Genomic DNA, 19,959 nt, shown 5'->3' with positions numbered 1-19,959 from the left:
AAACGATAGTCAGGCCACCCCGATTTGCAAGAAACTACTCATGCGGTCTGACTGTCGTCTGACCGAGACGGTGGTCAGACGATAGTCAGACCGCCCCGAGACGATAGTCAGACCACCCCACTCACTACATCGCAGGAGCTTTCACAATGGCATCAAAAATGCCCGTCAAAACCTGTCCGTTTCGCTTGATTTGCAAGAAAATACGGTATTGCCCTTCCTTGGGAAAGGCATACGGAAACACAATTCGATTTTCGTGTTTCATGCCGCCCATTTCGTGCGCGTTCATGCCCGTCATGGTTTGCATCAACAATTGGTCACGCTCCGAAGGTGTCATTGCCTTGAGGCTTGCCACGTAGCGGTCGATGCTATCTCGAAAAATCTTGGGAGAAGTCGTAAGGCGATAAATTTTGGTTGTATCCGCAATTCGGCTCTGCATACTTTGTTGGGCGGCCATCGAATACGTCCCCACAGGATGCAAATGGATATACACCTTCCCGTCCGATTTCACGATAGCCGCGTGGCCATTCATGCCCAAATACGGCTCCAAAATCGCAGGTTTGCCGCTAGGGTCAAACACTTCAAATGCCAGTTGATAGGGTTTCCCCGCTTCAAACGCGACGTTCGATTTCCCCTCCCAAACGACCGTAGAGCCATCTTTTAGCTTGGTGCTTGTGCCAGGTTTGCCGCATATTACCACGTTTTCATCCACAGGAATCCGCTTGGGGTTGTTCAGCGGGTCTGACACCACATAGGTATCTTCGGGATCAGTTTTAGGAAAAATGTTTCCTTGTATGGCAGGAATTTCGACTGTATCGGTGATGGTTTCCGTAAATCCCGAGCGTTGCACAATGTCGGCATAGACGAGGTACTTACCTGCGGGAAGTTTTGGCAAATACGCCTCAAACGTAGCAGTATCTCGTCGCTCGGGATGAAGATGGGCGAAGGCGTCTAACGTGTGTTGACGTACCAAAAATAAGTGCATCAATTTCCCGTGATCGGGTATCAAAAAACTCAGCGTAGTTCGCTGCCTTGTTTTGAGCAAATGCGTCGTATCAATTTTGAGCTGGAAAAGTCGCTCCCCGCTTTGGTCAACGACCGCTGCTTTTCCTTCTAAGGGTTTGTATAAATGCTGTTTATAGTCATCAGCCCAGCTACTCCACCAGCTACTACCTCCGTACAATATGAGCGTACAGGCCACGACCGCAACGCCCATATTCACTAACCGAGCGCGTTTTTGCTTGGTCGTCAACGATTCTCCTGCTTTCAATAACCCATCGCTCGCACTGGCTCCGATGGTGGTTACTAACAATACCACCAACAACAATCCCAACACGCTCAACAACACCCCCAAACCCGCAGGCATTTCGCGTTGAGCCGTAGAAATAGCCGCAATCGGCACCACCAACTCACTTTTCCCTTTATCGCCTTCGATGGTGATTTGGGCACTTGACGCCCCTCCCGCCATCAACCACACAACACCCTGAAATTGACCAACTTGGCCAACAACCGCCGCAAGTTCGTCGGCCGACGGAGCGCCTTCATCTCCCGTTCGGAAATAAATCGGGCGCGCCATTACTTTTTTGGCATTTCCTTCTTCGACATACACCGTCACATTCGCCGTTCCTGGAATCACATCGGGTGGCATCAAGCTTACCAGCACCCGATACCCACCTGCTTGTCCTTGGTACAACACCCCCGAACTACCAACGTGCGCCTGCACTTGCATGACTAAAAACAGGGTGATAAAGCCGACAAAAGCAGCAACTTTTCTAATTTCTATCCTTTTCATACGTATCTTCTCCCCTCTTTTATCGTTGAATAGTTCGCATCCATTTTCCCCACGCCAAGCCAATCCGAGACGACACGTAGCCGAAGCCCAACGCATATACCATTCCCAGCGCAAACTGTGAAGTAGTTTGCAACGTCCAAGGGGCAAATTTATAGCGGTATTCCCAATTGGGGTCGTTGCCAAAATAATAATAGTGTGTTCCAAAAATCCAGTTGCGAGAATAAGGAGATTCGCGTAAAAAGCTCCCAAAAGGCCACTGTACCAACAACAAAACAAGTACAAAGGCCAGGCTCATAAGGGCGGCCAACTTCCAATCGTTTAGGTACGCAAAGCGGTGCATTAGCCAGTCCATCGCCAATGCAGGCAGTAACAACAAAATCGGGAAAGCAAATCCTTGGTAATGGTCAAAGTGATTCCAAATGGGGCCTAATTTAGGTTCAGCAGGAAACAACGGAATGATCCAGAGCGTCAAACACATCAAAGCAGTGTAAACGGCCGTCACAGAAGTCATCGCCCAACGTCCGCCATTGCCTCGCCCCATTGCCAACAAAAAGATAGGAAACGCCATGGCCGACAATTTATAAAAACTCGCGTTGTGCATTTCCCAGCTCCCAAGTTCTTCCGACAACAAGGTGTACCACATCGTCATCAAAAAACCACCCGAAAGCGCAAACATCAGGTTGAGGCGTTTGAGCCGACGTTGTGAAAAATCCGTGTCTATTTGCGCGGTTTTCATCTGGTTTTTAACCGACATCACACTCACAATTGCTCCAAATTGCACCCCAATAATTCCCAAAGCCAGTACGGTATGCGGTGGAGAGAGAATCGTCACGTCGAGCCCATAAGTATTGTGCCACCAATCATCGAAAGGAGCCGATGTAAGCATCATCATCGCCCCCCAAATGCAAAACAGCGCCCCCAATGAGCTGTAGAAAAAGCCCCAAATCTTAACGCTTTTGGCTTTTTCGGTCGCACTGCCTTTGAAAGTAGTATATAACACTTGGTAGCCCGAAAATAGCCCAGACACAACCGCTCCCACGTAAATCACCACGTGCGGAGGCGATAGCAGTCCATCGCGACCAATGCTCATGTGCCAACAAATGTCCCAAATCAAGCCCGTAATCACACAGAGCGACGAAAACACTACGGCGTATAAATAAGGTGGAATGTTAAGAAAAAAATCTCGGCTCGAAACAGCGGATTCATAGCGAGAAGATTCGCCTGCGGCAGGCGATAAAGTACTGTCCATAACTGCAAGGGTTGTTGTTAGGTTTTATTGATGAATACTGGCTCAAAACAGAATTAGGCCATGAAACTACGAAAAACCTACGACAACTCTGTACGGTTATTCCCCCATCCAAAGCCGAAATTCTCCCGATTTATCTCGGCTGATAAACACTTCTTCGACAGTAGCGGGTTTTAAGTCGAGTTTTAGGCGGCTATTAAAATGTAGGTGTACTTTATCTACGGCTTTGGCACAAAGAATAATCTGGCGGTTGGCCCGAAAAAAACAACTAGGATTGAGGATACACTCTAATTCATCCAAAGTATAATCAATCACGTACGAACGTTCGTCCCAAGTTTTAACAAATGTCAGACGTTCTTGGCTGTAGAAATAGGCAATATCTTCGACCGCAATAGGAACCAAACGAGAGCCTTGTTTCAACAAAAAACGTTCGCGATAATCGGTTTGTGGAAGCTTCGTTTGTTTAATTGCATTCACCAGCTCATTGATGCTCAACGAATTATCTGACGTAGTTCCGTAGAGTTTTTTCAGTTCCTTAAATTTCTGCAAACTGCGTTGAAGGGCTTTTTCATCAATGGGTTTGAGCAGATAATCAATGCTATTGACCCGAAATGCCTGAATCGCGTATTCGTTGTAGGCTGTCGTAAAAATGACGGGACTTTTCACCTCTATTTGGTTGAAAATCTCAAAACTTTGCCCGTCCACCAGCTCAATGTCCATCAACAACAAATCGGGACTTTCGTTGGCCTGCAACCACGCCACCGACGCCTCCACGCTGTCGAGCATGGTCACGACCTCAATACTTTCGTCGCATTCTTGTACCATGGCTTTCAGTTGTCGTGCCGCCAAGGCTTCGTCTTCAATGATGATTACTTTCATAGTCGGTTACGCTCAATACACTGCCCCCGCTGGCACAGCTACGTCGATGAGGGGGAGTTTCACTTCAAACATATCTTCTTTCTTGTAGATTTGAACCTGAGGTTGGCGCAGGAGACTGTATTTAGAAGTAATATTTACCAACCCTTTTTGGCTCGATGGCATCGAATTATTGGGTTTGCACTGCAAGTTATTTTGCACCACCAACTCCCCTATTTTATTTGTAAATATCTTGATATGCAATGGCTTAGAAACAGACACAATGTTGTGTTTTACGGCATTTTCAACCAAAAGTTGCAACGTCAAAGGTGGAATGTGCGCGTAGCGAAAAGCAGGGTCAATATTAACCTCAAGCGAAATACCATCTTCAAAACGAGTTTTTAACAGCCCAAAATACGCGTGGGTAAATTCCAGTTCTTTTTCGAGCGAAATCAACTGTTGTTCATTGCTTTGTAACAAATACCGATACACCTGCGACAAGTCTCCGATAAACTTAACCGCCGTTTTGTTTTCGTTGGACTTCACCAACGCTTGAAGCGTATTGAGGCTATTGAACAAAAAATGAGGCTGCACTTGGTTTTTGAGCGAATCGAGCTGCATTTCTAAGTTGGCGCGGCTCAATTCTTCGGTTTCTCGCTTGCTAATCAGCCACTCACTGAAGAAATAACGGCTTTCATAAACGGCAAAAATAATGGCCAAATAAAACAGATTAAGCCCAACCATAAAGAGGGTTTCGGGATGCAACCAATCGAATTTGGGATAATTGCTATAAACAAAATAATCGAAGAAAAGCAAACGCTGAATCACCAATATTACCACCGCAGGAATGCACAAAAAACCCAGCGCAATCAGGCGTTGTTTGACTTTTTCTAGCCCTGGATTTCGGTGCCGTACCGCCACAATGAGCCAGCGACCCATAAACCACGAAAAATAAACCGAAGCAAGGCTCGCCATCAAAAACTTGGCAGCCGTCCAATTGTCTTTACAAAGGGTAGGTAAATTAAAAAAAACCGTCGCCACTGCCCACAATACCAAGGGGCCGAGAAATAAGAGTTTTCTATCGTTTAAGCGGGTTCTCATGCGTGTGAATCAACGGTCATTAACAAAAATAAACACGTGCGTTCGCAAGTCTCGTTATTTGCGTACGAAAGTGCTAATTTAGAAACTGAACCGTCGTAAATACTAAACCAATGGTTAGATGATGGGTCGAGTACGGGGACAACGTTCGGGCGTCTTTTTACAACAAACCAAGTCCCCTTCTTTGCATTTAGACGTTGACGATTTGATGGCCGACTGATGCAAGATTTCTTTGAGCGAAACCGATTCGGAACTAATACTACAGCTACTAATAAAAAGTACGCCGATGAATAGCCAACTTTTTTTCCAAGGTAGTTTTTGAGCCATGGACGTATCGTTTTGGGTTGTAAGAATCTTATATATGAACGTACGCTTTACGCACAAAAGTACGCGATTGTCGCAATTATTTCACTATTCTTCGGCAGAATGAATTAGTTGGTTAAATTCACCATCTTTAAAAAATCAAACGAAGTATCATAGACGTTGTATTTTTTGACAAGCGAAATCAACTCTTTCTCAATACCATGATTATCGGCAATATTAGAAAAATATAAAAACAAATACTTTCGACTAGGAACGACTAGCACGCCATTGCTAAAACCACACGTACTTCCTGTATGGTACAGCGCCAACGGTTCGGTTTCATTTTTCTGAAAAAACCAGCCCAAACCATATTGGCCTTGCGATGGGCTTGGTAGCTGAATTGCTACTTTTTTCAATTCTACCTCCAAAGAAATCAACTTGTTATTTATCAATCCATTATACCATTTATAATAATCTTCGAGCGAGGTATAAACACAGCCATCTCCTTTGGTCGCGCTGGTAATACTTTGGTCAGAAGCAATGAGGGCTCCTTGTTTATTTTTGGCATAGCCCATGGCTCGGTGCGGAATATCCTTCCCCGCTTCATAAATTCGGGTGGAGGACATACCAAGCGGTTTAAAAATGTGTTTTGTTATAAAATCTACATACGGCATCCCTGACGCTTTTTCGACCATTTGTTCCAACACGCAAAAACCCGAATTGCTGTAACGAAAGGTTGTCCCAGGCTCAAAATACGTTCGGGTTTCTTTGCTCAACATTGCCACTACCTCGGCATCCAAAATTTGGGTAGTACGCTCCTCGGGCAGGCTATTTTCATAATCCCATATCCCCGACGAATGCGTTAGCAAATGCCGTACTTTGATTTTTTTTCCAACAGTTGCCTCAAAATCAGGGAAAAATCGAAGCAAATTATCGTCATAAGAAAGACGCCCTTGCTTGGCCAACAACATGATGCACATGGCCGTAAACTGCTTAGACACCGACGCCATCCGAAAGTTAGACTGTGAACTGAGCGGTTCTTTGGTATCCGCATTGGCCATTCCTACTCCTTTTTTATAAATCACTTTTCCTTCCTTAACCACCATGACGGCTATGCCCGCTTGATTCTTGTCAAACCGCTGGTGCAGGAGTTGGTCAAGGTCTTTTTCGAGGTTCATTTGGGCAAAAAGTAGATTATCTACGAATAACAATAAAAAAAAGAGGATTTTTCGCATTTCTGTGGCCTTTAATAGCTTCCTATTAGTATATTGTGAAAGTACAAAAGTAAGCCGACGCATACTCATCTCCTAAACCTTTCCGACTTCATGAATTCAACTCCCAACCTCCGCTACGCATGGTACGTAGTAGCGGTGCTCATGCTTGCCTACATTTCGTCGTTTATCGACCGCCAAGTACTCACCTTGCTTGTCAAACCCCTCAAACGAGATTTTAATGTTACCGACACCCAAGTGGGCCTACTCATTGGCTTTAGCTTTGCCATTTTTTACACCTTTCTCGGCATTCCCATTGGCCGCATGGCCGACCGAAAAAACCGCAAACGCATTATCGTTTGGGGTATTACTATCTGGAGCATCATGACTGCCCTTTGCGGGGTCACGGGCAGTTACAATCAGCTCTTTATTGCACGTGTGGGTGTAGGCATCGGCGAAGCTGCCCTGTCGCCCGCTGCTTATTCGCTCATTACCGACTTATTTCCGCGCCAAAAACTGGGTACAGCCCTCGGTATCTATAACATTGGTGTTTACTTAGGCTCAGGTTTGTCCATTTTATTGGTAGCCCTCATCCTGAAACTCGTGAGCGTCGAAGGGACTTGGAGCATCCCTTTCTTTGGGGATATTTATCCGTGGCAAAGCGTATTTTTTATTGTCGGAATTCCAGGGTTACTCATTGTTGCGCTTATTGCCTTCACCATCAAAGAGCCCGAACGCCAAAACGCTTCCAAAGCCGCCGTTTCAACCCAAGAAGTTAAACGGTATTTTGCGGCCAACCGTCAGGCTATTTTGTGTTTGTTTTTCGGCATTGCCTTTATGGCTTTTGGCTCGTACGCTACCACCTCATGGACACCTACGTTGCTCGTTCGCCACTACGGCCTCACTGAAGCCCAAGCGGGGTTGTTACTTGGCAGCATCGTTACCGTCTTTTCCACGGGAGGCGTTATTGTAGGTGGTCGTTACAGCGACCGACTTACCCAACAAGGCAAAGCCGACGCCAAAATGCGGGTAGGTTTCATCGGGATGTCCATTGGGCTATTTTTAGCCTTGATTGTCCTTGTTTTTTTCACCCTTACGCCTGCCCCCATTCAAGGTTTTGTGGTGTTATTGGCACTTTGCTGTTTTGCCACCTCCATGCCCTATGGCGCAGCTACGGCAGCGGTTCAGGAAATGATACCTGCGCCTATGCGGGCTACTTTCTCCGCTTTGTTTCTGTTTGTGGTCAATTTACTTGGCTTGGGCGGTGGTCCGCTCATGGTCGGGCTTCTCAACGATAAGCTCTTTCACGACCCCAATCAAGTGCATTTGTCTTTCGCCATCACGTTGGTAATGGCAACAGGATTTTCGTGCTTCCTTTTATATACAGGGCTAAAACCTTTTGTTCAAAGTATCGAAAATGCCAAAGCCGAAAGCTAAACGGCTTTACCAAAACAGACAACCATGGCCGCCAACGCATAGTGATAGACATCCGTGGGATTGAAGGGGAGGTGATTGTTAGCTACTTTTGTTGCTAACCCAATAATCATCACCCCTACCACAATCCAAACCGCTTTTTGGTATTTTTTCATTAGCCCAAAAACAGCGATGAGCATGACCAAAAGCATAGAAAATGCTTGTATCACCGAACCAAACACTTCGTAAGCGGGGTCGAGCAACGTCACAAAAATCAACAACCCTACTCCTACCGAGCTTACCACCACCCACTTCGACATGCTTTGGCGCATCACCAACGCCCAAATAGCCACCACCACTGCCACCAACCCCACACTTCCTGCCAAGGTAGAAAGCGAACGATGCGTAGCCGTCAAATCTTTGACGCCCAAATACCTAAAAACACCAGCCGCCGCTGCCAGTGCCGTCGTGACCAAAAAAATGCCCCACAAAATTCGATTATAAAAAGGTTGCCGAGCAAAAAAGCGAAAAAAAGCAACAATACACACAAGCGCTAAAACGGCGTCGGAAATGGCATTGGAAAGATGTAGCATGAAAAAAGTAAGTTTAGGCTAGGTTCAAAAACCGTTTAATACAAGGCTCTGACGTAAAAAAACTACCCAAAATCCCTGTCTCAAGGGCTTTAACAAGGTAGGGGATATTCTCCATTTTCGTCGCTAATTGGGGCGTTTTTTTTTGAATTTAAAATTTTTCTTGACGAATAACTTTTGTACTTTCTTCATTTAAACCTACTTTTACTGGAAAATTTTAGACTCCTGTCTTGAATAAAATAAAGTTAACATCTTGAATCACGCAATTTTACACTAACCACCAATGAGCGTATTAGTCAATAAAAATTCCAAGATAATTGTACAGGGATTTACAGGTTCGGAAGGAACCTTCCATGCTCAACAAATGATTGAGTACGGTACGAATGTTGTCGGAGGCGTTACTCCAGGTAAAGGAGGACAATCTCACCTTGAGCGTCCTGTGTTCAACACAGTCGCTGATGCTGTTGCAACAACCGGCGCTGATGTCTCAATTATTTTCGTTCCACCTGCATTTGCAGGCGACGCTATCATGGAAGCGGCTGATGCGGGTATCAAGGTGATTGTTTGTATTACCGAAGGTATTCCTACCAAAGACATGATGATGGCCAAAGAGTACATCAGTACCAAAGAGTGCCGCCTCATCGGCCCTAACTGCCCAGGTGTTATGACTGCCGACGAATGTAAAGTAGGTATCATGCCTGGCTTTATCTTCAAAAAAGGAACGATTGGTATTGTGTCTAAGTCAGGTACGTTGACCTACGAAGCCGTTGACCAGTTGAGCCGTGTAGGTCTTGGCCAAACTACTGCCATCGGTATCGGTGGGGACCCAATCATTGGTACAACCACCAAAGAAGCGGTTGAATTATTAATGAATGACCCTGAAACAGAAGGTATCGTCATGATTGGTGAAATCGGTGGAAGCATGGAAGCTGACGCTGCTCATTGGATCAAAGAAAACGGAACAAAACCTGTCGTTGGTTTCATCGCAGGCCAAACAGCGCCAAAAGGTCGCCGTATGGGTCACGCGGGTGCCATCATCGGTGGCGCAGACGACACTGCCGAAGCAAAAATGCGTATCATGCGTGAGTGTGGTATCCACGTGGTAGAATCTCCTGCACTTCTTGGCGAAACGATGTTGAAAGCATTGGGCAAAGCCTAATAAATACCGTCAAAATGTATAATTTTGCAGGCAATTATCGCAAACGATAGTTGCCTGTTTTTTTATTGTCTGATTATATCATCGACAAAAGCCGCCCAAACACGTTGATTTTTTTAACACATAGTACTTCCAACTATTCTAGCTTAGGAACGTTGTCTTCCTTGGTCAAATCGCGTGTTTTTTACCCAAAACGCTGCTTTTTCCTGTTTTTTATTCTTTTTTCATTGGCTGCCAAAGCCGAGGTAGGCCCCAACAAGCAGTACTTTTTGGTCAAAGATTTGACCCAAGATTGGCTAGTGTATGACCAACGCGAAAAAGAATACGTTCCCTACGTGGCCGAGCAGCACAATACCCAACTTTCCATCAATACCATTGTTGACATTGAAAGCAATCGGCATTATGAATTATTAATCTATGTCGATAAAAACAATTATTTGTTTTTGAATAGCTCCTTGAGACAAAACCTGAAAGGGGGACAGTGGTATGTAATGAGCATTGATAGTTTGTACAAAGCGTATCGCCGTCCGCAGCTAATGCTTACACTTTACGGCACCCCAGGGCAAGTTGGCAAGACGATACTGATTGGCCATAAAAAAGCCGCCATCGAAAAGCTCATCACCATCGAAGAAGAATCGTTCTTAAATCTTCTTCCCAAAGAAGATGCCCGCATTTCCAATTTTTTCATTCTTGGAATGTTGTTTTTACTCTCCTTTGCGGCCTTTCTTTTCAACGGTTATCCGCGCGCCTTCGAACGGCTCTACAGCCTCCCCGATTTGTTTCAGGTAGATGTCCGTGACGAATCGTTTTTAATCAACAAGCCCTTTAGTCGGGTCAACTTGTTGTTTGTGTTACTCTTGTGTTTTGAACTCGGCTATTTATACATTTTTACCCAAGACAAGCAATATAATTTATTCTCGTCCAAAGAACTCATTCTCTCTGGCCAATCGCTTTTTGATACTTGGGTTGATTACGTCAAGGTCGTCTTTATTTGTTTGGGCTTACTGTTTGCAAAATACGCGGGACTGTACATTCTTGGCACTTTATATAACCTAGAAGGCGTAGCAAACATCCACTTTTTCAAAATCCTCCAATCTTCCCTACTATTTTACAGCAGTCTGCTTCTTTTGGCGGCCTTAACGTCGTTTTATATCGTTGATTGGACTGTTTTGGTACGTTCTATGCTGCTTATACCAGGCGTAATTTTCTACGTTTTGAGGATAATTCTCATCTTCTTTACAATTAGCAGGAGCACAACTGTTAAAAGTTTATATTTAATTTCGTACCTTTGCATCGTCGAATTAATCCCCCTCATCATCGGGGTAAGGTATGCCCTGTAGGAAGTTGTGATATGAGTGAAACGATTTTGATGCAACAAGACCGATTGAATAAAGTAGAGAGTATTCTTGTCTCACAAGCTCGTCCGAGTGACGAAAAATCCCCTTACTTCGAGTTAGCGCGCCGGTACAACCTCAAGGTTGACTTCCGTCCGTTTATAGAAATACAAGGGATATCATACAAAGATTTTCGTAAACAGAAAATCAACATTATGGACCATACGGCTATCATCTTTACGAGCCGTAACGCTGTTGACCACTTCTTCCGAATCTGTAAGGAGGCCAAGCTCGAAATGCCCGCAGAAATGAAATATTTTTGCGTGACCGAGCAAACCGCCAACTATTTGCAGAAATATATTCAGATTCGGAAACGCAAAATTTTTGCGGGTCAAAAAACAGCAGCCGATTTGCTTGACCTTATCAAAAAGCACAAAAACGAAAAGTTTTTATTCCCGTGCTCTGATAAGCGTCGCAATGATATTCCTGAGTTTATGGGCAACCATGAATTACACCTGACGGAAGCAGTCATGTACGAAACCGTGTCAGCCGATTTATCCGACTTGACCGATGTGTATTACGACATTTTGTGCTTTTTCAGTCCATCAGGAATTACGTCTTTGTTCCGTAACTTCCCTGATTTTGAGCAAAATAAAACCCGTATTGCTGCCTTTGGCCCAACAACCGCCAAAGCTGTAACGGATGCAGGTTTGATTTTGGACATTGAAGCACCAATGCCCAACGCTCCTTCCATGACAGGGGCACTCGAAATTTACATCAAAAAGGCCAATAACCTTTAAAAGTAAAAGCAACCAAACACCAATCCAATGAACTCTTGGGGGTAGTTGCAACATTAGAATCATTTTATGCGTTAATGATAAGGGTTGAAGATTCAACCCTTTTTTTATATCAAATTTTTTTCCCTAATTGTCGTTTGTATTGAAAATACCCCCTTTTTCTATATGAAATACCCACGGCTACTTCTATTGAGTATTATAAGTTGGTTAGGACATTCTGCCATCTCGCACGCCCAGCAAGACGCACAGTTTACGCTTTTTCCTTTCAGCCAGCTTTATTTTAACCCAGCTACGGCAGGGGAAGACGGCACGACGCGTTTTCAGCTTATCAACCGTATGCAATGGCAAGGTTATCAAACCTCCAGCGGCGAAGGTGGTGCACCCAATACCCTGATGTTTACAGGAAGCGTACCACTTAATTTTATTAAAAGCGCCATTGGGGTCAATTATGTAAACGACCGACTTGGCGCCATGGGCAGCCAAGAAGTGCAGTTGTCGTATGCTTACAAGATGAACATCAACGATAATACCTTAGCGCTTGGCGCTCGCGTTGGCTTTCAGAACCGTTACATTGATTTTAATAAATTAATCTCGCGTGACCCAGGAGACCCACTGATTCCAACTGGACGACTGGGACAAAGCCAGCCCGATATTGCCTTAGGGGCTTTTTACGATGCTACCACCTTTTACGTGGGTGCGAGTATCAATCACCTCAACCGTCCGAAGTTTAGTTTGAGTGGAGATGCTCAAAATGCCTTGGAACCCAACGCCTATCTAACCGCCGGTTATCGTTTTGAACCCATTTATGGTCTGATTGTTCAACCGATGGTTCTTGTCAAAACGCCCGTTAATTTCAGTACCAAAACCCTTTCTATCGAAGGAGGTGCCATGGCGACTTGGAATGACCGGGTTTTTGGAGGCATTACCTACCGCTTACAAGAATCGGTTAATTTGCTTGCGGGAGTCAATTGGCAATCATTTCGGTTGGGTGGTGCGTTCGATTTAACAGGTTTTGGTAGAGCAACCAAAGCTCCTGCATCGTTTGAAATGATGTTATCGTATGCCTTACCACCATTTGTTAAGCGCAAAGCAATGCCCGTTCGTACACCACGATTTAGATATTAGAAACAATCATAATTACCCTATTTATCAACTGTATTCTACTATTTGCTGAAACTTTTTTACTACGACAAGCCATTTGGCAGAATTATTGTTAGACCACCAGTACACGTTTGATAAAAAGTTATCGCTTTTTTCGTAATTTTGGGCTGTTTTTAGAATTTTTAGGGCTCAGTAGCGAACCAATTGCGATAATAAACAACAGAAATTTAAAAACAAGCACACAATAAACTCATAGAACTTCGTTTCTATACTGAAATTTTGAATCTAACGGGAATAACCATGAACAAAAGGGGATTTTTCGGCTATGCCACCAAAGGAGCTTGGATTGTGATGGTAGCAGTTATGCTACAAAGCTGCGGTTTTGTCAAAGATAAATTTGGCGGTAAAAACAGCAAAGGAGGAAGTAAAGGTGGCAAAAAAGGAGCCAAACAAGAGGTCGGTGTTCGGAATGGGGAAGTCATTGCAGCTGGTCGTAAAGATTACAAGCAAGATACGCCCTATGGTATGGTCTTGATTCCTTCGGGCTCGTTCATGATGGGACAAGCTGATGAAGACGTAGCAGCAACGCAGGTGAACTTCAACCGCCGCGTGACAATTACTTCTTTCTACATGGACGATACTGAAATCACCAACCACGAGTACCGTCAATTCGTCACTGCTTTGATGACCGACTCACTTTCTGTGCTAGGTGAAGAAGAAATCATGGCAAAGTATCACCCAGACACAACAGTATGGCGGAAAGACTTCACCTACCACAATGGTGACCCAATGACCGAATACTATTTTTCTCACCCAGCCTTCGACACGTACCCTGTTGTAGGTGTTAGCTGGAAAGCCGCTCGCTATTTCTCAACTTGGCGCTCTAATCTTTACAACGATTACCGTTCAAAAGAAGGAAAATACAGCTCGCCTAAGTTCCGTCTTCCGACCGAAGCAGAATGGGAATGGGCAGCGCGTGGTGGTCGTGCTTCGGCCAAATACCCTTGGGGTAACCCTTACGTAGCCAACGGCAAAGGTTGTTTCCTTGCGAACTTCAAACCACAACGTGGTAACTACGACGCCGACGGGTATCCTTACACCGCTCCTGCCAATGCCTACAACGCCAACGACTATGGCCTCTATAACATGGCAGGTAACGTAGCCGAATGGACACTAGATGCTTTTGCTGATAATGCCACAGTTGTTAACTGGGATATGAACCCGATGAACGATAACCCTGACGAACCACGTAAAATTATCCGTGGGGGTTCATGGAAAGACGTCGCTTATTTCCTCGAAACAGGAACACGTAGCTGGGAATATGAAGACAACAAACGTGCTTTCATCGGTTTCCGTTGCGTCGTTGAAAACCTAGCAGGCCGTGCAGCTACTGCCCGCGGAGGACGTAAAAGATAATCCATCAAAATGATTTTACTGAATTGGGGTGCTGCCCATAAAGCGGCACCCCAATTTTTGTCCCCTTCTATATTAAAACAAATAATTTCTAACTGATCTCATAACCAATTTTTAATTGAATCATGGCAGCACAAAAGCAAGGTGTTTTCTGGAGTAAAATCGTTCCTACTGCTTATGCGCTCGGAGCAGCCGTCGTTATTGTAGGTGCTTGGGCAAAAATTACGCACATCGAAGGTGCAACTACCCTATTAACCGCAGGTCTTTTGACAGAGGCCGTTATTTTTATTTTGTACGCAGTTCAAAGTTTTCTGTACCCTACTGCCGACGAATACGCTTGGGAAAAAGTATATCCTGAATTATTAGATGATTCGGCTCCCGTAGCCGCTCCTCGCAAAGAAGAGAAAAAAGGTACTGGCTTAACTGCCAACATGGACAAAATGCTTGCTGAAGCAAACATCACTCCTGAGATTTTCCAAAATTTGGGTAAAAGCTTTAAGAGCTTGACGGATAATGTTTCAAAAATCGGCGATTTGACCGACGCAACCGTGGCGACAAACGATTACGCTAAAAATGTAAAAACAGCATCTGGCGCAATCAACGAGATGAATAAATCGTACGGAGTAGCTATCAACGCCATGTCATCAATGGCGGATGCGACCAAAGACGCACAACAATACCGTGAGCAGTTTCAGCTCATTACTAAAAACATGGGCGCCCTTAATGCAGTTTACGAACTAGAATTGCAAGATACTACGAAGCATTTGAAAGCAATGAACGCTTTCTACGGTAATTTGACGACTGCAATGTCAAACATGGCTGATGCGACGAAAGAATCACAGCAGTTCAAAGCCGAAATGTCTAAGTTGACTACCAACATCACGTCGCTTAACAATGTGTATGGTAACATGCTTGCTGCCATGCGTGGCTAAAACGTGTTCTTAGGTGTCGTACCAAGAGCAAGTATCTGTAATACCGTAAACTAAAACTGTAATCTACAAAAATGGCAGGAGGAAAAGAGTCACCCCGGCAGAAGATGATCGGGATGATGTATCTAGTACTAACAGCGATGTTGGCCTTGCAAGTGAGTTCGGCGTTATTGGAAAAATTCCAATTGTTGAACACAAGTATGGAAGGTTCGGCAAATGCTGCCAATAAAATAAATCAAAGAACGGTTGAAAGCATCCGCGACAAAGTGGAAAAGTCTGGAAATCGTGCGTTTGAAGTCGCTATCGTAAAACAAGCCGAAGATGTGCGCAAAATCGCCAGCGGGATTGTATCAGAGATAGATGCCATCAAAACAAAACTTATCGACGAAGCGGGCGGTGGAATTGACCCTGAAACGGGCAAAGTGAAAAACCCCAACGAAGAAGATAAGGTGGCTATCTACATGATTGGTCCTGGTAAAAATGGAAAAGCGTATGAGCTTAAAAGCAAGTTGAACGGTTTTGTTGACCAAATGAACAAGCTTGCTGGTACGAACTTTGCTCCGTTGGCTCTCGACGGCAAAGACGATCCTCTCGCTAAACGTGATGTTGATCAGCGCAACAAAGATTTTGCAGCTATCAACTTTGAACAAACGCCAGTTCCAGCAGCGTTGGCGGTATTGAGCCAGCGTCAATCGGAAATCCGCCGTTTGGAAGCCGAGGTGTTGGATGCACTCGCCGCAAAAGTAGGGGCAAAAGACATCAAGTTTGATAAAATTTTGGCCATGATTAGCGCCGAGTCTAAAGTAGTAGTAGCTGGGACGAAGTTTAAAGGCGAAATGTTTATTGCCGCTTCTTCTAGTGCCCTTACCCCACGCATGAGCTTGGGGGGTTCTCCAGTACGCGTTCAAGACGGAAAAGGAATCATTGAGTTTACGGCCCAAGGTGGTGCATACGACAAAGATGGTTTGGCTACGAAAGTATTGCAAGGGGTTATTTCATTCCCAACCCCAAGCGGACGTGACACTTCTATTTCAATGAAATATGAGTACAAAGTAGCTCGTCCAACGTACCAAATTGAAACAGGAACATTGCCTCCGCTTTACCTTGGTTGTAAAAACGTGTTGAGCGTACAAAGTGCCGCACTTGGTGCCTTGTGGAATCCATCATTTGGTGGCGATGGTGCCGAATTTATCAACAACGGTAAAGGAAAAGTAATCATCGTACCAAACAGCAGAAACGTAACCCTCAGCATTTCAAACCAAGGAAATGTAATGGGTAATGAGCCATTCCGCGTTACACCAGTTCCTCGCCCAAGTCTTGAGTATTACATCAATGGAGCTTTGGCAGATGAGCGTAAAGGTGTTCAGGCAAGTATGGCACGTAACATCCGCGTGGATGCCGTTGCTGACCCTAGCTTTAAAGCTTTCTCGCCTGAAGACGCAAGTTTCCGCGTTTCAGAAATGACCATTCGACTTGTACGTAACAACCGCCCTGTTGGTCAGCCTGTGGTTATTAGTGGCCCTAGTGGTTCTATTGCCCCATTGGCATCACAAGCGCAGGCTGGTGACCGTCTTTTCATTGAGGTTTCGGGCGTTCAACGTAAAAACTTTAAAGGAAGCGTAAATGATGCTGGGTTACCTACCCAGTTGAGAAACATTCCTTTGAACTAATATTTTTGCAGGAAACAAGCATATCGTTTGCAACAAATTGTTCGTTAATACCCTAGCGAATTAAATACAAAATAAAATGAACAGAGTCAAAACCTTATTGGGATGCGTAGCATTAGCTACTGTGAGCTTAGGAGCGTTGGCGCAGGAGAAAGATAACCGTGGGGTTAATCCGCTCTCAGTACGTGAATTTAATGATGCAGACATCATGATGAAACGTACACTGTGGCGTCGGTTGGATTTGAAGGAAAAGCAAAACCAGCCCATGTTTTCAAAAGGTAACGAAATCACCAAGTACATCATGGATGCCGTGAAAGCGGGCCTTTTGGATGCTTACGTTGACCAAGATATGACCAAGAAAATGACGATGGATGATTTTGTCAAAAAACTCCAAATCCCTAATCAAGGTCAAGTACTAACGGACGAAGAAAGGAAAGCGGGCTTTGGGCTTGACAACGCTACTACAGGTACAGACGGCTGGGGCGACACCAAAAAGGATGACAAAAAAACAGCTGCCAAACCTGCTGATGATGGCTGGGGTAGTACTCCTAAAAAAGAAACGCAGCCCGTTGACGATGGTTGGGGTACTCCGACTAAAAAGAAAACCACTAAAGGCAAAAAAGGAGCTGTTGTAGCGAAAGTTCAACCTCCTAAAGTGGATTCTACAGAAATCAAGAAGAAGATGGCCGAAGAAGCTGCTGCAAAAGCCGCCGCTGAAGCTACTGCGCTTGCTGAGAACATGTACTTCCCTGATCAACTTTCTGTCTTAGAAATAAAAGAAGACTGGGTGTTTGACCGCAAACGTTCTCGTCAATACTATGACATTCAGACAGTGACGATTTACATTCCTGCCGATGTACACCCAGCTGGTCTTGAAATGCCTGTAGCTACGATTAAGTATAAAGATTTGGACAAGCTTTTCCGTAGTGACCCGAAAAAATTCATTTGGTTTAACGAATACAACACCGCACAACACAAAAACTTAGCCGATGCATTCGACTTACGTTTGTTTAACGGTCGTATTACTAAACTTTCAAACCCAATGGATCGCGACCTTATCAGTATCTATGGTAGCGAAAAATCAGCGCTTTGGAAATCAATTCAAGTTGAAAACGAATTGATGGAACTAGAGCACGGTTTGTGGGAATACTAATCCAACGAAACTACAAAAAAGGCGGCCCGAGGGTCGCCTTTTTTATTTTCCAACTTTTTATTTTCTAAGAAGGATATTCAATATGAGCACCTGTTTCGCGGTGCGTTTTACTTTCAAATAAGCGTTTCCAACCTTCTTGAATAAACCCAAAACCGTAGCCAAACAACTGAACAAAAGCCGCGATGACACTCAAAAAACCAACTTTTACACTTTTGGATTGACGGATAGCATCCATAAAAAGGAGCACAACATAAAGACACAAGAAGCCAGCCCCAAAATAAAACAACCACGGATGAATTAATCCTAAAAAAGGAATACTCAGGCAACCCAACGTAAACAACAACGGAAAGGTGTGTACCAATTTTAGCTCAGTAGGATAAAACCGTCCAATATTGATGCGAGCACGCCCAAAAAAGCGCAATTGCCGAAAAAAAGCCGCAAAGCCTGTCCTTCGCTTATGGTATATAAAAGCTTCGGGAATAAGCGCTGATTTGAAACCGAATCGTAATGCCGAAATACTGAAAATAATATCCTCCCCCATTCGGCTGATTTGAAAACCGCCCGTTTTTTCCCACACTTTTCTCGACAATCCCATATTAAAACTTCGCGGGTGAAACGTACCGCCTAAATTGCTTTTCTTTCCCCGAATCCCGCCCGTCGTAAAAACGGAGGTCATTGAGTAGCTAATCGCTTTTTGAATGGGTGTAAAACTCGGATGGTCGGTATCAGGGCCACCATACAAGTCCACATAATCAGTATTTAAGCGATTGTCAACGATGGCTAAGTAATTGGGTTCTAAGAGGGCATCCGAATCTAAAAGAATAAAATAATCGCCTTTGGCCCGTTCAAAACCATAGTTTCTCGCAAACCCTTGCCCGCCGTTTTCTTTGTAATAGTAAGCAATTTGCAAGTGTGACTTAAAGGAATCAACAACGTCTTTACATTTGATTTTGGAGCCATCTTCCACCACCACAACCTCAAAATTTTTGAAGGTTTGTTGGGCAAGGCACTCCAATAACTCGCCTAATTCATCGGGGCGATTATAAACGGGAATGATAATACTATAGTTGCGCATATCGCATGATTTACCACGGCAAGTTACTATAATTTTCAGCAAGATTGACCAACTCCCTTTGAACATGACTTTTGAAGAAACAGCGTACAACACCTCACGGCGAATTTTAAGTTGGGCAGAAGAAGACCGTCCCCGCGAAAAGCTATTGTTAAAAGGGAAAGGGGCACTATCTGATGCTGAGCTCATTGCCATTTTAATTGGCTCGGGCACGCGAGAATTATCAGCGGTTGATTTGTCAAAAATTATCCTTCAAAAAGCGAGCAACAACCTCAATGAGTTGGCCAAACTTAGCCTGAAGGATTTGATGAAAATCAAAGGAATTGGCGAAGCAAAAGCCATTTCAATTGCCGCAGCCTTGGAATTAGGAAGGCGCAGAAAAGACAGCGACGTAGTGCGCCGCCCTAAGATAACTTCCTCTAAAGATGCTTATGAACAAATCAGGTCGTACTTGATGGATTTGCCCCATGAAGAATTTTGGGTTTTACTCCTCACCCGTTCCAATGAAGTCATACGCCCCGTTCAAATTAGTCAAGGAGGCATTTCGGGTACCATTGCCGACCCCAAAATCATTTTTAAATCAGCGTTAGAACACCTTGCGAGTTCGATGATTTTGGTGCATAATCATCCTTCTGGCAACCTAAAACCAAGTGAGGCAGACAAAGAGCTTACCCGTCGGCTGGTAACTTCAGGCAAATTGCTTGACATTCCGATTTTAGATCATTTGATTATCTCTGAACTTGGCTACCTAAGTTTTGCCGATGAAGGGCTGTTGTAACCAAATGTCGAATTGTCTCTATAAAAAACCTCCGTAGGTGCAAAACGTATCACG

Annotated in this window: 18 protein-coding genes; 10 read left to right on the top strand and 8 right to left on the bottom strand. The window is 44.5% G+C overall.

Features of this window, described 5'->3' with window-relative positions; translation table 11 throughout:
- Positions 1–124: 124 nt before the first annotated feature.
- From FHS57_RS11780 to FHS57_RS11755, 6 genes are all read right to left on the bottom strand, one after another.
- A complete protein-coding gene (locus FHS57_RS11780) occupies positions 125–1,789 on the bottom strand; it encodes a DUF8832 domain-containing protein (RefSeq protein WP_229601321.1) in 1,665 nt (554 codons plus the stop codon).
- Between the two features lie 19 nt (positions 1,790–1,808).
- On the bottom strand, positions 1,809–3,038 hold the full coding sequence (locus tag FHS57_RS11775; RefSeq protein WP_183973796.1) for a hypothetical protein: 1,230 nt from the start codon (positions 3,036–3,038) through the stop codon (positions 1,809–1,811).
- A 96-nt stretch (positions 3,039–3,134) separates the two neighbouring features.
- Positions 3,135–3,914, bottom strand: coding sequence for a LytR/AlgR family response regulator transcription factor (locus FHS57_RS11770; protein ID WP_183973794.1), 780 nt, complete (start codon positions 3,912–3,914; stop codon positions 3,135–3,137).
- A gap of 12 nt (positions 3,915–3,926) precedes the next feature.
- On the bottom strand, positions 3,927–4,991 hold the full coding sequence (locus tag FHS57_RS11765) for a sensor histidine kinase (RefSeq protein ID WP_183973792.1): 1,065 nt from the start codon (positions 4,989–4,991) through the stop codon (positions 3,927–3,929).
- Between the two features lie 114 nt (positions 4,992–5,105).
- A complete protein-coding gene (locus FHS57_RS11760) occupies positions 5,106–5,315 on the bottom strand; it encodes a hypothetical protein (protein WP_183973790.1) in 210 nt (69 codons plus the stop codon).
- A 104-nt stretch (positions 5,316–5,419) separates the two neighbouring features.
- Positions 5,420–6,526, bottom strand: a complete 1,107-nt coding sequence (locus FHS57_RS11755) for a serine hydrolase domain-containing protein (RefSeq protein ID WP_183973788.1) — start codon at positions 6,524–6,526, stop codon at positions 5,420–5,422.
- 90 nt (positions 6,527–6,616) lie between these two features.
- On the opposite strand from FHS57_RS11755, the gene FHS57_RS11750 reads away from it, so the two are divergent.
- Positions 6,617–7,939, top strand: a complete 1,323-nt coding sequence (locus FHS57_RS11750; protein WP_183973786.1) for a spinster family MFS transporter — start codon at positions 6,617–6,619, stop codon at positions 7,937–7,939.
- Here FHS57_RS11750 and FHS57_RS11745 read toward each other — a convergent pair.
- The gene (locus FHS57_RS11745) at positions 7,936–8,508 is read right to left on the bottom strand and encodes a DUF6962 family protein (RefSeq protein ID WP_028525216.1); all 573 of its coding nucleotides are present in this window, start codon (positions 8,506–8,508) and stop codon (positions 7,936–7,938) included. The genes FHS57_RS11750 and FHS57_RS11745 overlap by 4 nt on opposite strands.
- Positions 8,509–8,788: 280 nt before the next feature.
- On the opposite strand from FHS57_RS11745, the gene sucD reads away from it, so the two are divergent.
- The 8 genes from sucD to porN all read left to right on the top strand — a co-directional run bounded on the left by sucD (position 8,789) and on the right by porN (position 18,055).
- Complete coding sequence (gene sucD, locus FHS57_RS11740; protein WP_028525217.1) at positions 8,789–9,664, top strand: succinate--CoA ligase subunit alpha; 876 nt, start codon at positions 8,789–8,791, stop codon at positions 9,662–9,664.
- A 104-nt stretch (positions 9,665–9,768) separates the two neighbouring features.
- Positions 9,769–11,001, top strand: a complete 1,233-nt coding sequence (locus FHS57_RS11735) for a DUF4271 domain-containing protein (protein ID WP_221225610.1) — start codon at positions 9,769–9,771, stop codon at positions 10,999–11,001.
- An 11-nt stretch (positions 11,002–11,012) separates the two neighbouring features.
- Entirely contained in the window at positions 11,013–11,795 is a 783-nt protein-coding gene (locus FHS57_RS11730; protein WP_183973783.1) for a uroporphyrinogen-III synthase, read from the top strand.
- 162 nt (positions 11,796–11,957) lie between these two features.
- Entirely contained in the window at positions 11,958–12,917 is a 960-nt protein-coding gene (locus FHS57_RS11725) for a PorP/SprF family type IX secretion system membrane protein (RefSeq protein WP_183973781.1), read from the top strand.
- A gap of 276 nt (positions 12,918–13,193) precedes the next feature.
- A complete protein-coding gene (porK, locus tag FHS57_RS11720) occupies positions 13,194–14,309 on the top strand; it encodes a T9SS ring complex lipoprotein PorK/GldK (protein ID WP_028525221.1) in 1,116 nt (371 codons plus the stop codon).
- Positions 14,310–14,431: 122 nt separating this feature from the next.
- Positions 14,432–15,238, top strand: a complete 807-nt coding sequence (porL, locus tag FHS57_RS11715; RefSeq protein ID WP_183973778.1) for a type IX secretion system motor protein PorL/GldL — start codon at positions 14,432–14,434, stop codon at positions 15,236–15,238.
- 71 nt (positions 15,239–15,309) lie between these two features.
- Positions 15,310–16,905, top strand: coding sequence for a type IX secretion system motor protein PorM/GldM (gene porM, locus FHS57_RS11710; protein ID WP_183973776.1), 1,596 nt, complete (start codon positions 15,310–15,312; stop codon positions 16,903–16,905).
- Between the two features lie 76 nt (positions 16,906–16,981).
- Positions 16,982–18,055 carry a type IX secretion system ring subunit PorN/GldN gene (porN, locus tag FHS57_RS11705; protein ID WP_183973774.1) on the top strand — a complete coding sequence of 358 codons (1,074 nt, stop codon included), beginning with the start codon at positions 16,982–16,984 and terminating at the stop codon, positions 18,053–18,055.
- A 64-nt stretch (positions 18,056–18,119) separates the two neighbouring features.
- Here the strand turns inward: porN and FHS57_RS11700 are convergent, their stop codons facing one another.
- Positions 18,120–19,130: a glycosyltransferase family 2 protein gene (locus tag FHS57_RS11700; protein WP_183973772.1), complete on the bottom strand. Its 1,011-nt coding sequence runs from the start codon at positions 19,128–19,130 to the stop codon at positions 18,120–18,122.
- 64 nt (positions 19,131–19,194) lie between these two features.
- Between FHS57_RS11700 and radC the strand changes: the two genes are divergently transcribed.
- Positions 19,195–19,905, top strand: a complete 711-nt coding sequence (radC, locus tag FHS57_RS11695; RefSeq protein ID WP_183973770.1) for a RadC family protein — start codon at positions 19,195–19,197, stop codon at positions 19,903–19,905.
- The last annotated feature ends 54 nt before the right edge of the window (positions 19,906–19,959 follow it).

This window comes from Runella defluvii, assembly GCF_014195535.1.
GTDB classification, from domain to species: Bacteria; Bacteroidota; Bacteroidia; order Cytophagales; family Spirosomataceae; genus Runella; species Runella defluvii.
This window is presented reverse-complemented; position numbering and strand designations above follow the sequence as displayed.

Excerpts from the sequence above, each read along its gene's own strand:
- FHS57_RS11780 (WP_229601321.1), bottom strand. The coding sequence starts at position 1,789 with ATGAAAAGGATAGAAATTAGAAAAGTTGCTGCTTTTGTCGGCTTTATC.
- FHS57_RS11775 (WP_183973796.1), bottom strand. The coding sequence starts at position 3,038 with ATGGACAGTACTTTATCGCCTGCCGCAGGCGAATCTTCTCGCTATGAA.
- FHS57_RS11770 (WP_183973794.1), bottom strand. The coding sequence starts at position 3,914 with ATGAAAGTAATCATCATTGAAGACGAAGCCTTGGCGGCACGACAACTG.
- FHS57_RS11765 (WP_183973792.1), bottom strand. The coding sequence starts at position 4,991 with ATGAGAACCCGCTTAAACGATAGAAAACTCTTATTTCTCGGCCCCTTG.
- FHS57_RS11760 (WP_183973790.1), bottom strand. The coding sequence starts at position 5,315 with ATGGCTCAAAAACTACCTTGGAAAAAAAGTTGGCTATTCATCGGCGTA.
- FHS57_RS11755 (WP_183973788.1), bottom strand. The coding sequence starts at position 6,526 with ATGCGAAAAATCCTCTTTTTTTTATTGTTATTCGTAGATAATCTACTT.
- FHS57_RS11750 (WP_183973786.1), top strand. The coding sequence starts at position 6,617 with ATGAATTCAACTCCCAACCTCCGCTACGCATGGTACGTAGTAGCGGTG.
- FHS57_RS11745 (WP_028525216.1), bottom strand. The coding sequence starts at position 8,508 with ATGCTACATCTTTCCAATGCCATTTCCGACGCCGTTTTAGCGCTTGTG.
- sucD (WP_028525217.1), top strand. The coding sequence starts at position 8,789 with ATGAGCGTATTAGTCAATAAAAATTCCAAGATAATTGTACAGGGATTT.
- FHS57_RS11730 (WP_183973783.1), top strand. The coding sequence starts at position 11,013 with ATGAGTGAAACGATTTTGATGCAACAAGACCGATTGAATAAAGTAGAG.
- FHS57_RS11725 (WP_183973781.1), top strand. The coding sequence starts at position 11,958 with ATGAAATACCCACGGCTACTTCTATTGAGTATTATAAGTTGGTTAGGA.
- porK (WP_028525221.1), top strand. The coding sequence starts at position 13,194 with ATGAACAAAAGGGGATTTTTCGGCTATGCCACCAAAGGAGCTTGGATT.
- porL (WP_183973778.1), top strand. The coding sequence starts at position 14,432 with ATGGCAGCACAAAAGCAAGGTGTTTTCTGGAGTAAAATCGTTCCTACT.
- porM (WP_183973776.1), top strand. The coding sequence starts at position 15,310 with ATGGCAGGAGGAAAAGAGTCACCCCGGCAGAAGATGATCGGGATGATG.
- porN (WP_183973774.1), top strand. The coding sequence starts at position 16,982 with ATGAACAGAGTCAAAACCTTATTGGGATGCGTAGCATTAGCTACTGTG.
- FHS57_RS11700 (WP_183973772.1), bottom strand. The coding sequence starts at position 19,130 with ATGCGCAACTATAGTATTATCATTCCCGTTTATAATCGCCCCGATGAA.
- radC (WP_183973770.1), top strand. The coding sequence starts at position 19,195 with ATGACTTTTGAAGAAACAGCGTACAACACCTCACGGCGAATTTTAAGT.